The sequence below is a fragment of the Alcaligenes sp. EGD-AK7 genome (assembly GCF_000465875.3).
Taxonomy (GTDB): domain Bacteria; phylum Pseudomonadota; class Gammaproteobacteria; order Burkholderiales; family Burkholderiaceae_B; genus Alcaligenes; species Alcaligenes phenolicus.
In genome coordinates, this window is record NZ_AVOG02000045.1 from 73,677 (window position 1) to 87,118 (window position 13,442).

The 13,442-nt window shown below is 54.9% G+C and carries 14 protein-coding genes; 3 read left to right on the forward strand and 11 right to left on the reverse strand.

Going from position 1 to position 13,442, the window contains the following annotated elements; genetic code table 11:
* Positions 1–8: 8 nt before the first annotated feature.
* Positions 9–1,121 (reverse strand): hypothetical protein, encoded by a 1,113-nt coding sequence (locus tag N879_RS14785; RefSeq protein WP_009458562.1) that lies wholly within the window; start codon positions 1,119–1,121, stop codon positions 9–11.
* A gap of 196 nt (positions 1,122–1,317) precedes the next feature.
* Between N879_RS14785 and rfbC the strand changes: the two genes are divergently transcribed.
* A complete protein-coding gene (rfbC, locus tag N879_RS14790; RefSeq protein WP_031232895.1) occupies positions 1,318–1,866 on the forward strand; it encodes a dTDP-4-dehydrorhamnose 3,5-epimerase in 549 nt (182 codons plus the stop codon).
* A 4-nt stretch (positions 1,867–1,870) separates the two neighbouring features.
* The gene (rfbD, locus tag N879_RS14795; RefSeq protein ID WP_041202954.1) at positions 1,871–2,797 is read left to right on the forward strand and encodes a dTDP-4-dehydrorhamnose reductase; all 927 of its coding nucleotides are present in this window, start codon (positions 1,871–1,873) and stop codon (positions 2,795–2,797) included.
* A 300-nt stretch (positions 2,798–3,097) separates the two neighbouring features.
* Here rfbD and N879_RS14800 read toward each other — a convergent pair whose 3' ends face one another.
* The 10 genes from N879_RS14800 to N879_RS14845 all read right to left on the reverse strand — a co-directional run bounded on the left by N879_RS14800 (position 3,098) and on the right by N879_RS14845 (position 11,587).
* Complete coding sequence (locus tag N879_RS14800) at positions 3,098–3,520, reverse strand: F0F1 ATP synthase subunit epsilon (protein WP_009464130.1); 423 nt, start codon at positions 3,518–3,520, stop codon at positions 3,098–3,100.
* A 12-nt stretch (positions 3,521–3,532) separates the two neighbouring features.
* Positions 3,533–4,954, reverse strand: a complete 1,422-nt coding sequence (gene atpD, locus N879_RS14805) for a F0F1 ATP synthase subunit beta (RefSeq protein WP_003805012.1) — start codon at positions 4,952–4,954, stop codon at positions 3,533–3,535.
* 44 nt (positions 4,955–4,998) lie between these two features.
* The gene (gene atpG, locus N879_RS14810) at positions 4,999–5,907 is read right to left on the reverse strand and encodes a F0F1 ATP synthase subunit gamma (RefSeq protein ID WP_003805009.1); all 909 of its coding nucleotides are present in this window, start codon (positions 5,905–5,907) and stop codon (positions 4,999–5,001) included.
* A 94-nt stretch (positions 5,908–6,001) separates the two neighbouring features.
* Positions 6,002–7,543, reverse strand: a complete 1,542-nt coding sequence (gene atpA, locus N879_RS14815; protein WP_003805007.1) for a F0F1 ATP synthase subunit alpha — start codon at positions 7,541–7,543, stop codon at positions 6,002–6,004.
* A gap of 35 nt (positions 7,544–7,578) precedes the next feature.
* Entirely contained in the window at positions 7,579–8,118 is a 540-nt protein-coding gene (locus N879_RS14820) for a F0F1 ATP synthase subunit delta (RefSeq protein ID WP_003805005.1), read from the reverse strand.
* Positions 8,119–8,132: 14 nt separating this feature from the next.
* A complete protein-coding gene (locus tag N879_RS14825; RefSeq protein ID WP_009464119.1) occupies positions 8,133–8,603 on the reverse strand; it encodes a F0F1 ATP synthase subunit B in 471 nt (156 codons plus the stop codon).
* Between the two features lie 154 nt (positions 8,604–8,757).
* A complete protein-coding gene (gene atpE, locus N879_RS14830) occupies positions 8,758–9,000 on the reverse strand; it encodes a F0F1 ATP synthase subunit C (RefSeq protein WP_009464117.1) in 243 nt (80 codons plus the stop codon).
* Between the two features lie 104 nt (positions 9,001–9,104).
* On the reverse strand, positions 9,105–9,986 hold the full coding sequence (gene atpB, locus N879_RS14835; protein ID WP_009464115.1) for a F0F1 ATP synthase subunit A: 882 nt from the start codon (positions 9,984–9,986) through the stop codon (positions 9,105–9,107).
* Positions 9,987–10,042: 56 nt separating this feature from the next.
* Positions 10,043–10,528 (reverse strand): ATP synthase subunit I, encoded by a 486-nt coding sequence (locus tag N879_RS14840; RefSeq protein ID WP_021447195.1) that lies wholly within the window; start codon positions 10,526–10,528, stop codon positions 10,043–10,045.
* Positions 10,529–10,810: 282 nt separating this feature from the next.
* On the reverse strand, positions 10,811–11,587 hold the full coding sequence (locus N879_RS14845) for an enoyl-CoA hydratase (RefSeq protein ID WP_009464111.1): 777 nt from the start codon (positions 11,585–11,587) through the stop codon (positions 10,811–10,813).
* 34 nt (positions 11,588–11,621) lie between these two features.
* Between N879_RS14845 and N879_RS14850 the strand changes: the two genes are divergently transcribed.
* Positions 11,622–13,397: a M61 family metallopeptidase gene (locus N879_RS14850; protein WP_021447196.1), complete on the forward strand. Its 1,776-nt coding sequence runs from the start codon at positions 11,622–11,624 to the stop codon at positions 13,395–13,397.
* The last annotated feature ends 45 nt before the right edge of the window (positions 13,398–13,442 follow it).

A 13,442-nucleotide genomic window follows, 5' to 3' on the forward strand; every position in this document is an offset into this window, starting at 1 on the left:
TATAGTAATTAAACCCGTCGCAAGGCTCGGACCGTTTGCAAATACTGACCAGCATAATGCTGGTCAAGATAATCTGCGTACTGGTCCTGCCATACCTGGCGGGCACGTGCGGCCGCAGCCTGAATCTGCTGCATATCCAGCCCCTGCAACCACTCTGCAATCGCCGACTGACCTTCCTCAACAGCCCAGCCCGTCTGATGAGCACGGACTTTATCTGCCGTTGGAATTCCCGCTGTAGTGAGCATGGCCCGCCCCAGCATCAGATGCTCGTAGTACTTATTCGGTGCTGCAAATAAATGATTAGGCACTCGTTTGTAGTACATCCCCACCACAATCTGGCAGGACTGCATTATCTGTAGCCCTTGCACCGAACTTTGAGCCCCGTAGTAATGGATATGTGAATATTGTTGAGCCGACCGCATAAACAAGTCAGCCAGCGGGCCATAGCCAGCCACATGCAACTCACAGGCCGGAAATTGTTCACAGACAGCCAACAAATCTTCCAGGCCTCGATTTTTGGCCTCCAGCACACCAAAATAAGCAATTTTGAGAGGCTGTTGGTCCGACACAGGCGCGTACTCCTGCACCTCTGATTTCTGAGGTACGTTCTCCAGCACCATGACAGAAGGCAGCGCCCCGGGGCTCAGCCCGTGTTGCTCAAACCTGCAGGGATCAGCCAAAATCCCTGCATTGGCAGTCTTCAACAGGTAGTTCTCCAACTTATCGACCCAACTGCCCAACGCCCCAGGAAAATAACGCAGCGAGCTGTACTTGTCGTAGACATCAAAAATCCATGGCTTGCGGCATAAAGCAGCATATACCTTTACAGCCATAGCCGTATCCAGATCCATCGCATGGACCAGATCTACGTTACGGTTGTTCTTGAGCAACCAACGCAATACAAACAGGTTCCAGAAAAAAATACCAATCAGGCTGCGCCACCCGGCACCTAAGGCGGCCGGGCGCGAATAATAGGTATCGTTGCTGTTTTTTTGTGCCGGAACCGTACCACGCTCCCACCCCACAAAGTGATAAGGAATTTGGGCCTCATCCAGGACCTTCAAATACTTGGCGAGTTTGCCATCCACGTGGCGTAAGTACGAGCGAATAAAAACCACCATCCTGCTGTCGTCCAGTGTTTTACCAAGCTATCCACAATAGCTAAAAAAAACCCAAATAGATACAATTTCCATCAGCGGCGCATACTCGCTACCAGCGATTTACAATCTCATGCTGGTCTTAGAAGCACTGGCGCTGCGCACCTTTGCCCGACTTTGGATTGACGCGGCAACTCAAGCACCTCACCCCCACATCGACATGACCATATATCCCACTCGCCTGGCGGGCGTTCTGATTATTGAACCTACTGTTTTTGGTGACGAACGAGGATTCTTCAAAGAAACCTATCATCAGCAACGCTATCAAGAGCAAGCGGGGATCAGCCTTCCCTTTGTGCAAGACAACTTTTCACGTTCTGAAAAGGGGGTGCTACGGGGGCTGCATTTTCAGAAAACCCGGCCTCAAGGCAAGCTGGTTAGCGTCAGTCGGGGAGCAGTATACGATGTGGTCGTAGATATACAGCCAGACTCATCCACTTTTGGCCAGTATGTCGGTGTTGAACTGAGCGAATCGAATCACAAGCAGCTGTGGATCCCCCCAGGCTATGCTCACGGTTTTTGTGTGCTATCAGACTTTGCCGACTTCAGCTACAAATGTACCGACTTTTACTTCCCACAGGACGAAGGCGGGCTGGCTTGGGACTGCCCTGAGATAGCAATAGATTGGCCCATTCAGAACCCTCAATTATCCGAGAAGGACAAACACTATCCTGTGCTGAGCCAGCTCGTCGCCCAAGGCCAGGCCTGAGTCCATGACACGTCCTACCATCCTGATTACAGGGGCTCACGGTCAACTAGGTCAGTCCTTCGGATGCTTAAGCGTGGCCCCTGACCCAAGAGTCGAGCTTGTCATGCTTGGACGTGCTGAGCTGGACATTACTCAAGCCGACTCCATTGCTTTAGCATTGGAACAACATCGTCCCAATGTCGTCATCAACACGGCTGCCTACACCGCAGTCGACAAGGCTGAGTCCGAGCCAGAGCCAGCACATCTGATCAACGGTATAGCCACCGGCCTTCTAGCATCTGTCTGCGCCGAACGTGGCATAGGGCTGATACACGTGTCTACAGACTATGTTTTTGACGGTCTGGCAAAGCAGCCCTATACCGAAGATGCCCCTACGCAGCCTGCCAGTATCTATGGACAAAGCAAATTGGCAGGTGAACAAGCAGTCCTGGCTGCCCTGCCCTCGGCCGTCATTTTACGCACCAGCTGGGTGTTCAGTCAGTTCGGAAACAACTTTTTGAAGACCATGCTTCGCTTGGGTAATGAACGCACCGAACTGAGCATTGTGGATGATCAGGTTGGTGGCCCCAGCTACGCGCCGCATATTGCTCACGTATTACTCCAGCTGGCAGAACGGCTTTGCCAATCCAAACAGAAGGGCGGCGACAAGCTACTGTCTCCATCAGGCATCTACCATTTTGCCGGCCAGCCCTCTGTAAGCTGGTATGGCTTCGCTCAGGAAATCTTTGATCAGGCCGTCAGACTTGACCTGCTGACTCAAGCACCACGGCTGACCGCCATCTCTACCAGCCAGTACCCAACACCTGCCAAGCGGCCGGCGCACTCCAGCCTGCAGCAAGACAGGCTGGATGCTTTGCTCGGTACAGAACATATAGAAAGAAACTGGCAACACGGTATCGAGCAAAGTCTGCTTGCCCTGAAACAGATGTAGTGAACCAAGCCGCATCGGTGCTGCAAACAAAGCTGATGATGCGTTTAGTCTGCGCTGCAGTAGCCGAGTTCGGTCAATCAGGTACACCGACCGCCACTAGGAGTCTCTACCTATACCTCTGACACAGTCGCAACTCAGGTGGTTGGTTACTGTTGCTGTTGCTGTTGCTGTTGCTGTTGCTGTTGCTGTTGCTGTTGCTACCAGAAAATTAGAATTTCTAGCCCATCCGTCCAGCTGCTTCAGACGCAAAAAAGCCACCCCTAAGGGTGGCTTTTTCACGGATGCTACCGACTCTTGAGCTTAGTGCTTGCGCGCGTTGCTCAAGCGACGTGCTGCGGCAGCTTGAGCGGCCAGCATGGCCAGCTCGGCTTCCACAACAGCGATATCGGCCTTGTCCTTGGTGTTACGCAGGGCTTCTTCCGCATGCTTGCGGGCTTCCAGCGCCTTTGCTTCATCCAGGTCTTGTGCGCGAATCGCGGTATCCGACAATACAGTGACTTTCCCAGGCTGAACCTCGAGTATGCCGCCAGCGACAAAGATATGCTCTTCGCTGCCATCGTCCATAACGATCTTCAGCGTGCCGGGACGAATCCGCGAGATCAGTGGAGTGTGACCGGGCAAAATACCCAGCTCCCCAGCCTCGCCGGGCAGTGCCACGAACTTTGCTTCACCAGCAAAGATCGATTCTTCAGCACTAACCACGTCAACATGAAGCTTAGCCATGAGTAATCCTTATTACTGAATAGTCTTGGCTTTTTCGAAAGCCTCGTCGATCGAACCGACCATGTAGAACGCCTGTTCTGGCAGTGCATCACACTCGCCGTCGACGATCATCTTGAAGCCGCGCAGGGTTTCAGCCAGTGGAACGTACTTACCAGGCGAGCCGGTAAACACTTCTGCCACGTGGAAAGGCTGAGACAGGAAGCGCTGGATCTTACGAGCGCGGGCAACAGCCTGCTTGTCTTCTGGAGACAGCTCGTCCATACCCAGAATCGCGATAATGTCACGCAATTCCTTGTAGCGCTGCAGCGTTTGCTGAACACCGCGAGCCACTGCGTAGTGCTCTTCGCCCACAATTTGTGGATCCAGCTGACGGCTGGTGGAGTCCAGAGGGTCCACAGCGGGGTAAATACCCAGAGCAGCAATGTCACGCGACAACACAACGGTGGAGTCCAAGTGCAAGAAGGTCGTAGCAGGCGATGGGTCAGTCAAGTCATCGGCTGGAACGTAAACGGCCTGGATGGACGTAATCGAACCGGTCTTGGTGGAGGTAATACGCTCTTGCAGCTTACCCATTTCCTCGGCCAGCGTAGGCTGGTAACCCACTGCGGAAGGCATACGACCCAGCAAAGCGGACACTTCGGTACCGGCTAACGTGTAGCGGTAAATGTTGTCCACAAAGAACAGGATGTCACGGCCTTCGTCACGGAACTTCTCGGCCATGGTCAGACCGGACAGTGCCACACGCAGACGGTTGCCTGGAGGTTCGTTCATCTGACCGAACACCATGGCCACTTTGGACTCGCTCAGGTTATCCATCTGGATAACGCCAGCATCGGCCATTTCGTGGTAGAAGTCGTTACCTTCACGGGTACGCTCACCCACACCGGCAAACACGGACAGACCGCTGTGTGCCTTGGCGATGTTGTTGATCAGCTCCAGCATGTTCACGGTCTTGCCCACACCGGCACCACCGAACAGACCAACCTTACCACCCTTGGCGAACGGGCAAACCAGGTCAATCACTTTAATGCCGGTTTCCAGCAGCTCTACGGAAGGCGACAGTTCGTCGAAAGTAGGCGCAGGCTGGTGAATGGCGCGACGCTCGTCAGACTGAATAGGACCGACTTCGTCAATGGGGCGACCTAGAACGTCCATAATGCGACCCAGGGTGCCGACACCCACAGGTACGGAGATGGGAGCGCCCGAACCGGCCACTTCCATACCGCGGCGCAGGCCGTCGCTGGAACCCATGGCGATGGTGCGAACTACACCGTCACCCAATTGTTGCTGTACTTCAAAAGTCAGGCCTTTTTCTGCGAAAGCCGAACTTTCGTCAACGAGCGTCAATGCTTCGTAGACTTTAGGGATGCTGTCGCGGGGGAACTGAATATCCACCACGGCGCCGATGCACTGAACGATGGTACCGTTGCTCATGTTGAGTCCTTGCAATATAACTTTGATGGTGTGCCTTGCCGTGATTACACAGCGGCGGCACCCCCCACGATTTCAGAGATTTCTTTCGTAATCGCTGCCTGGCGGGTCTTGTTATAGACCAGCTGAAGATCGGCAATAACGGTCTTGGCGTTGTCCGAAGCGGCTTTCATCGCCACCATACGAGCAGACTGCTCGGAGGCCATGTTCTCGGCAACGGCCTGATACACCAGACCCTCTACGTAACGCAGCAACAAGTCATCAATAACCGACTTGGCATCGGGTTCGTAGATGTAATCCCAACCGTATTCGGAAGAGTTGACGCTTTCTTGCGCGACTACCTGATCACCAGCCTGGAAAGGATCTTTCAGACCGGAAGGCAGAGGCAGCAAGCGAATAAATGTTGGGTCCTGCTTCATCGTATTGACAAAGCGGCTGGTCGCCAGATAAACAGCATCAATGCGGCCTTCCACGAAGTCGTCGATCTGCACCTTGATGGCGCCAATCAGACGTTCCAGGTTAGGCGCGTCGCCCAAACCCACTTCCTGAGAAACCAGATTGGCACCAACACGCGCCAATGTTCCAGCAGCTTTACCACCCAGAGCCGTCGTCTGAACCTTAATACCCTTGTCCTCAAACTCGCGAACACGCGCAAGTACCAGACGCAGAATATTGGTGTTCAGGCCGCCACACAGACCTTTGTCCGTGCTGACAACCACGATGCCTACCGATTTGACTTCGGCAGGCTCAACCATGTAGGGGTGAGTGTAGTCGGGGTGCGCCTGCATCAGATGCGAAGCAATCTCGCGCACCTTGTCTGCATAGGGACGGCCAGCACGCATCCGCTCTTGCGCCTTGCGCATCTTGGATGCCGCCACCATCTCCATGGCTTTGGTGATCTTGGACGTGTTTTGCACGCTCTTGATCTTAGTACGAATTTCCTTGATTCCGGCCATCACACTTTCCTGTAAGGGCATTATCGGGAGCCAGACTAGGCTGTCGACTCCCGCTAATCATGACGCCGGGGTTTCCGGCGCCTGCCAACAATGATTAGAAAGCGCCGTGCTTTTTGAAGTCCTGGATGGCTGTAACCAACTCAGCCTCGTCTTCTTTAACCAGTTCCTTCTTGCTTTCGATACGCTCAACCAGGGCAGCGAACTTGCTGCGCAGGTGGTCTTTCAGGCCTTTCTCGAAAGGCAGAACCTGAGCGACTTCCAGATCGTCGAAGTAACCGTTGTTCACAGCGTACAGGCTCACGGCCAGTTCCCACACAGCCAGAGGCTGGTACTGGGGTTGCTTGAGCAGTTCGACCACCCGCTTACCACGTTCCAGCTGGCGACGGGTTGCGTCATCCAGGTCGGAAGCGAACTGAGCAAACGCAGCCAATTCACGGTACTGAGCCAAGTCGGTACGAATACCGCCGGACAGCTTCTTGATGACCTTGGTTTGAGCAGCGCCACCCACGCGGGACACCGAAATACCGGCGTTAATAGCGGGACGAACACCAGCGTTGAACAGGTCGGACTCCAGGAAGATCTGACCGTCAGTAATCGAAATCACGTTGGTTGGAACGAAAGCAGAAACGTCACCGGCTTGCGTTTCAATGATAGGCAGTGCGGTCAACGAACCGGTCTTGCCTTTCACTTCACCGTTAGTGAATTTTTCTACGTACTCGGCGTTCACACGAGCAGCGCGCTCGAGCAGACGGGAGTGCAGGTAGAACACGTCACCGGGGTAGGCTTCACGGCCTGGTGGGCGACGCAGCAACAGGGATACTTGACGGTAGGCCCAAGCTTGCTTGGTCAAGTCGTCATAAATGATCAGGGCGTCTTCGCCACGATCACGGAAGTATTCACCCATGGTGCAACCGGAGTAAGGAGCCAGGTATTGCATGGCGGCGGACTCGGAAGCCGAGGCGGCCACAACAATCGTGTACTCCAGAGCACCGTGCTCTTCGAGCTTGCGCACCACGTTGTTGATCGTGGAGGCTTTTTGGCCCACGGCAACGTAGATACATTTAACGCCATTGCCCTTTTGAGCAATGATGGTGTCCACAGCCACGGCAGTTTTACCGGTCTGACGGTCACCAATGATCAGTTCGCGCTGACCACGGCCGATTGGCACCATGGAGTCCACGGCTTTCGTGCCGGTCTGCATGGGCTGGGAGACGGACTCACGGGCGATAACGCCAGGAGCCACTTTCTCGATGACGTCAGTCATCTTGGCGTTGATCGGGCCCTTGCCGTCGATAGGCATACCCAGAGTATCAACCACACGACCCAGCAGTTCGGGGCCAACGGGTACTTCCAGAATACGGCCAGTTGTTTTAACTGCGTCGCCTTCGGAAACACCTGTGTATTCACCCAGAATCACGGCGCCGACAGAGTCGCGCTCGAGGTTAAGGGCCAGACCGAACGTGTTGTTCGGAAATTCGAGCATTTCGCCCTGCATCACATCGGACAAACCGTGGATGCGCGTAATACCGTCGGTCACGGATACGACCGTGCCTTGTGTACGAACGTCAGTCGACGCACCCAGGCCTTCGATGCGGCTCTTGAGCAGTTCGCTGATCTCGGACGGATTAAGTTGCATGTTCAGACTCCTGAAATCCTGTTTACTGACTCGCGCTATGCGGTCAGCGTATCGCGCATGCTGGCCAGCCGGGCCTGCACGGAAGTGTCGAGCACCTGGTCACCAACAATCACCCGAATACCGCCGATAAGGTCAGCGTCGACGGTCACAGTCGGTTTTAGCTTCAGGCCAAACTTTTTCTCCAGCCCAGCGGTCAGCTCAGCAACCTGAGCCTCAGCCATCGGGAAAGCACTGATAATCTGTGCCTGCGCCGTGCCTTCGAGTTGGTGTTTCAATAGATCAAACTGTTCTGCAATTTGTGGCAACAGCAAGATGCGCTGGTTATCCACCAACAATTGAAGAAAGTTGCGAGCCTTTTCGGTGACCTGTGACTTAACCAGGCCCGTAAAGAGTTCGAGTCGCTGCCCGTTATTCAGGCGCGGATCGTTCAGTGCCTCGCGCACATCGTGGAGACCGGCCACCTGAGCCATTTCGGACAACAGGGCCGACCACGATTCGAGGCCCTGGCTGTCGTCGCGTACGGCGGCGAACAGGGCTTCGGCGTAAGGTCTGGCAATAGTCGATAGTTCAGCCATGGCCTGCCTTGATGTTAAAGTTCTGCCTTGAGCTGCTCGAGCAGCTGGGCGTGCGCATTCGCGTCAACTTCGCGTCGCAAGATTTGCTCGGCACCCTTGACAGCCAAGGCAGCCACTTCGCTACGCAGACCTTCACGTACGCGTTGCACTTCCTGGTTAGCGTCTTGCTGGGCCTGCGCAATAATGCGGGCTTTTTCGGCTTCGGCTTCACGACGAGCTTGCTCCAAAAGAGCAGTCGCTTGTTTTTCAGCGTCGACAATGCGTTGATGGTTTTCGGACTTGGCCGAAGCGTCCATCAGGCTGATACGCGCTTGGGCCTGTGCCAGATCGGCCTTGCCTTTATCGGCAGCAGCCAAACCATCAGCGATTTTCTGACGACGATCATCGATTGCTTTCGTCAGTGGCGGCCATACGAATTTCATCGTAAACCAGGCCAAAACGAAAAACACGATCATCTGAAAAAAGAGAGTCGCGTTTAAATTCACGGTCGTATCCCTTCAATACCACGTGTGTAGGAAGCGGTATGCGTCCTGACACATGTATGTTCAAGTCGACAAGCGGTGCATGATCAAACCGAGCAACACACCGCTAACGACGACTGCCTGCCCGTCTGCCAAAAGCGGCAACGGACTCGCCTTATTACCCAACGAATGGGTTGGCGAATGCAAACAACATGGCGATACCGACACCGATCAGGAAAGCAGCATCGATCAGACCGGCCAACAGGAACATCTTGGTTTGCAGAGCGTTCATCAGTTCAGGCTGACGAGCCGATGCTTCCAGATATTTACCACCCATCAGGGCGATACCAATGCAAGCGCCAAAAGCGCCCAGACCGATGATGATACCGCAAGCAAGAGCAACGAGAGCTACGTTGGTCATGACAACTCCTTGGTTAAAAATCAGGTGTAATTCAAAAAAATCAAAGCGTTAGCAGGCCAGGCCTGCTCCCCCCAACCAGACACCATTGTCCAGTCGGAATCGGATTAATGGCCTTCGTGTGCTTGTCCAATATAGACAAGGGTGAGCATCATGAAGATGAACGCCTGGAGCAACACAATCAGAATGTGGAAGATTGCCCACACAGAACCGGCCAGAATGTGACCGATACCCAGTCCCAGGCTGGCGCCATTAAACCCTGTCCATGCGCCACCCAGCAGAGCGATCAACATGAAAACCAGTTCACCGGCAAACATATTGCCGAACAACCGCATGCCCAAGGACACGGACTTGGCCGCGTATTCGATGCAGTTCAGCAAGAAGTTGAAAGGTGCCAGCACAACAGCCATCAGGCCTGTGGCAGTGAACGGTGCAGTAAACAGCTCTTTGACGAAGCCGCCGGGGTGCTTGATCTTGATGCCGTAGTAGAACATCAGCAGCAGCACGCCCATGGACATGCCCATAGGCACGTTCAAGTCAGCGGTTGGCAAAATACGGTGGTAGTACAGAGGGTCGCCATGTTCGGCGGCCAGACCGGTCTGGATGAAGATCCAGCCCAGACCATCAACGGGCAGCAAGTCCAGCACGTTCATCATGACGATCCACAGGAACACGGTCAACGCCAGGGGCGAGACGAACTTCCGGGACTCAGCGTTAGGAACGATGGATTTGGCCTGGTCTTCAACCCAATCGACCAGCATTTCTACAAAAGACTGCAAGCGGCCTGGTACGCCGGCTGTTGCGGCCGAAGCGGCGCGCCACAGAAAGAAAACCACAACCAGACCCATCAGCAGGGACCAGAACATGGAGTCGTAGTTAATGACACCGAAGTTGGCCAGAACATCCTGTTTTTCACCCAAGTTGTTCAAGTGAACCAAGTGATGCTGGATGTACCCTGACTGAGGCGAAATATCACTAGCAGCAGCCATCTGTATTTACCCTGTGATGTATACGTTATGGGACGAGCCCGTGAAACAAAAATTCGTTATGGCAGCTTGCGGAAAAACAGCAGCAGCACATATCCCTTCAAGACACACAGCAGGCCAAAGAGCAAGGCAGGCCAAACTAACCAGCCCGTGTTTGCCATGGCAGCCGTTGCCAGTGTCAATACCGCAAAACCGAGTTTGAACGCCTCCCCCCAGAAGAAGGAAAGCGCCCCGGCGTTGCCGCCGCCCATCAAACCCAGCAAAAGACGCAATGCGAACAATGCGTTAGGCACAAAATAAGCAGCCGCACCAATCAGTGCTGAGGCTGCTGCATATGCGCCGGAAATCCATGCCGACAGGCCAATTGCCACCAGACCCATAAAAGCCTGGGCAACAAGTGCGCGCACAATTCCTTGCCCTGCCCGGCGAGCCATGCGGCTACGTTGCTCGGGCGTAAGTACTACGGGTTCCGGAAATGGTGGCTTGTCCCCTGCTGCCTGCACCGTGGCTGTGGTGCCTGTCTGCTGATAAATCGGCTGATTCATAGTAGGAAACAATCAGATAACGTTGTGTGGGTGGATGTACTGCAAAGGCCTTGGCCAATCCATCCGCGCAATATTATCGGCCCCTTTCAAAAGCCGGTGTCGTCAAACCCATAAAGTATAGCGTCTTTTTTTTGTTGTAAGCAAATTCAGCCTTGCTTGTTTGATACTTAATGCAAGGCTGATTTACGCAATCTCAATGGCATCAAGGGGTAAGCTTATTTTGTAACATTGCAGTGCAGCAATTTTACAACACACCCCTTGTTTTATCAGCGATTGAGAAACTTAGCGGTGCTTGAACTCGGGCTTGCGCTTCTCGACAAAGGCACGCATGCCTTCCTTCTGATCCTCTGTGGCAAACAAGCCATGGAAGTTGCGGCGCTCGAACAGCAGACCTTCTTCCAGCGACGATTCAAAAGCACGGTTCACGCACTCCTTGGCCATCAGGACAGACGGCAGGGACATGCTGGAAATAACCGTGGCGGCGTCCAATGCCTCTTCAATCAGCTTGTCGGCAGGCACCACGCGCGACACCAGACCAGAGCGCTCGGCCTCTTCGGCATTCATCATGCGCGAAGTCAGGATCAGATCCATGGCCTTGGCCTTGCCCACGGCGCGGGGCAGACGCTGCGTACCACCGAAACCGGGGATGACGCCCAGCTTGATTTCTGGCTGACCGAAACGAGCCGAATCAGCGGCAATGATGAAGTCGCACAGCATGGCCAGTTCGCAGCCACCGCCCAAGGCATAGCCAGCGACGGCGGCAATAATGGGCTTGCGGAAACGGCGCAGTTCTTCCCACTGGCCACCCAGATAGTCCTGGGAGCTGACATCGTGGTAATTCCAGTCTTTCATGGCGCCGATATCGGCACCGGCAGCAAAGGCTTTTTCGTTACCGGTCAGCACGATACAACCGATTTCGTTGTCGGCATCGTATTTCTTTAACAGGGCATACAACTCGGCGATCAGCTCGTTATTGAGCGCATTCAAAGCCTTGGGCCGATTTAATGTCAATAAAGCAACACGACCATGCACCTCTGCTTTGACTAAGGGTTCGTTCATGCTGACTCCCAGAAAAATTAAATAGAATAGGGGAATGGAACCTACACCCGTACTTTACCGTGCCGAGCCGACAGATCTCGCCGGCCACCGCCTGACTGTCCAGATACAGATCACTTCCCCCCAAACAGATGGCCAGATCTTGAGCCTTCCGGCCTGGATCCCTGGCAGCTACCTGATCCGCGACTTCTCGCGTCAGATCGAAAGCATAGCCGCCTTCTCCGGCGAAAAGCCGGTTTCCATCCGCAAGCTGGACAACCATCGCTGGCAGTGCGAACCCTGCGAGGGCCCCTTGAGCATTCAGTACCAGGTCTATGCCTGGGACCTGTCCGTACGAGGCGCGCATATTGATCAGACCCATGCTTTCTTTAATGGCACCAGCGCCCTGCTGGCCGTTGAGGGCCAGACTGAACAGCCTTGCCTGCTGGAACTGGTGTCCAACGAGGACATGGAAGACTGGCAGGTTTACACCAGCCTGCCCGAGGCCACCGGCATTCCAGGCGCGGCAGAGCGCTATGGTTTTGGCCTGTACCGCGCCAGCAATTACGACGAGCTGATCGACCACCCCATTGAAATGGGCACTCCCCAGGTCATCAGCTTCTTTGCCCACGGCGCTGAACACGAACTGGTCTTTACTGGCGTCATCCCGAACCTGGACCTGCCCCGCATTGCCCGTGACATAGAGAAAATCTGTGCCGAGCAAATCGCCTTTTTCGAACCTGAAACCCGTCGCGCGCCCTTCCTGGATTGCAGCTCGCGCTACGTGTTCATGACCATGGTGACCGATGACGGTTACGGCGGACTGGAGCATCGCGCCTCGACCGCCCTGATGGCTTCGCGTCGAGACCTGCCTACCCAGGGCCAGGACAAATCGGTGAAAAGCGCGGGCTACCAGACCTTTTTGGGCCTGGTCAGCCATGAGTACTTCCATACCTGGAACGTCAAACGCATCAAGCCCGCCGTCTTCGCACCCTATGACCTGAGCCGTGAAAACCACACCCGCTTGCTATGGGTGTTTGAAGGCTTCACCTCGTACTACGACGATTTGATGCTGCTACGCTCTGGCGTGCTGAGCGAGGCCGATTACCTCAAGTTGCTGGCCAAGAATATCAATGCGGTTGAACGAGGCCCTGGCCGCTTCAAGCAGTCCGCCGCACAAAGCTCTTTTGACGCCTGGACTCGTTACTACAAGCAGGACGAGAACTCGCCCAATGCACTGGTCAGCTACTACAGCAAGGGCGCCCTGATCGCACTGGGTCTGGACCTGTGCATTCGCAGCCATACCCAGCAGGCCAAGGGGTTGGACGATGTGATGCTCTTGATGTGGGAACGCTATGGGCGCGACTTCTATCAAGGCAAGCCTCGCGGCATCCCAGAGGACGCCATGCCAGCGCTGATTCTGGAGGCAACTGGCTATGACGCCACAGACTTCATTGCCCGCTATGTGGAAGGCTGCGAGGACCTGCCCCTGAAGCCCTGGCTGGCCGAACAAGGCCTGAAGCTGGCATGGCAAGCCTCCTCCAAGCTGCCCAGTCTGAACGCCCGCTTGCGCCAAAGCGCAGGCCAATGCCAACTGGCCACGGTATTTACTGATGGTGCAGCGCATCAAGCCGGGCTGTCTGCCGGTGATGCCCTGGTCGCTATTGACGGCTTGCGTGTCAGTGACACCGCCAGCCTGGAGCGCCTGCTGGCAGCCTATGAGCCCGGCCAGACCGTACAAGTTCACGCCTTCCGCCGCGATGAACTACACTGCTTCACGCTACAACTGGCACGCCCTGCTCTGGACGAATGCGTCCTGAGCCGCCTGTCCTGATCTTCTTTCCAGGCCCGCCAACCATGGCGGGCCTGCTACTTTGTT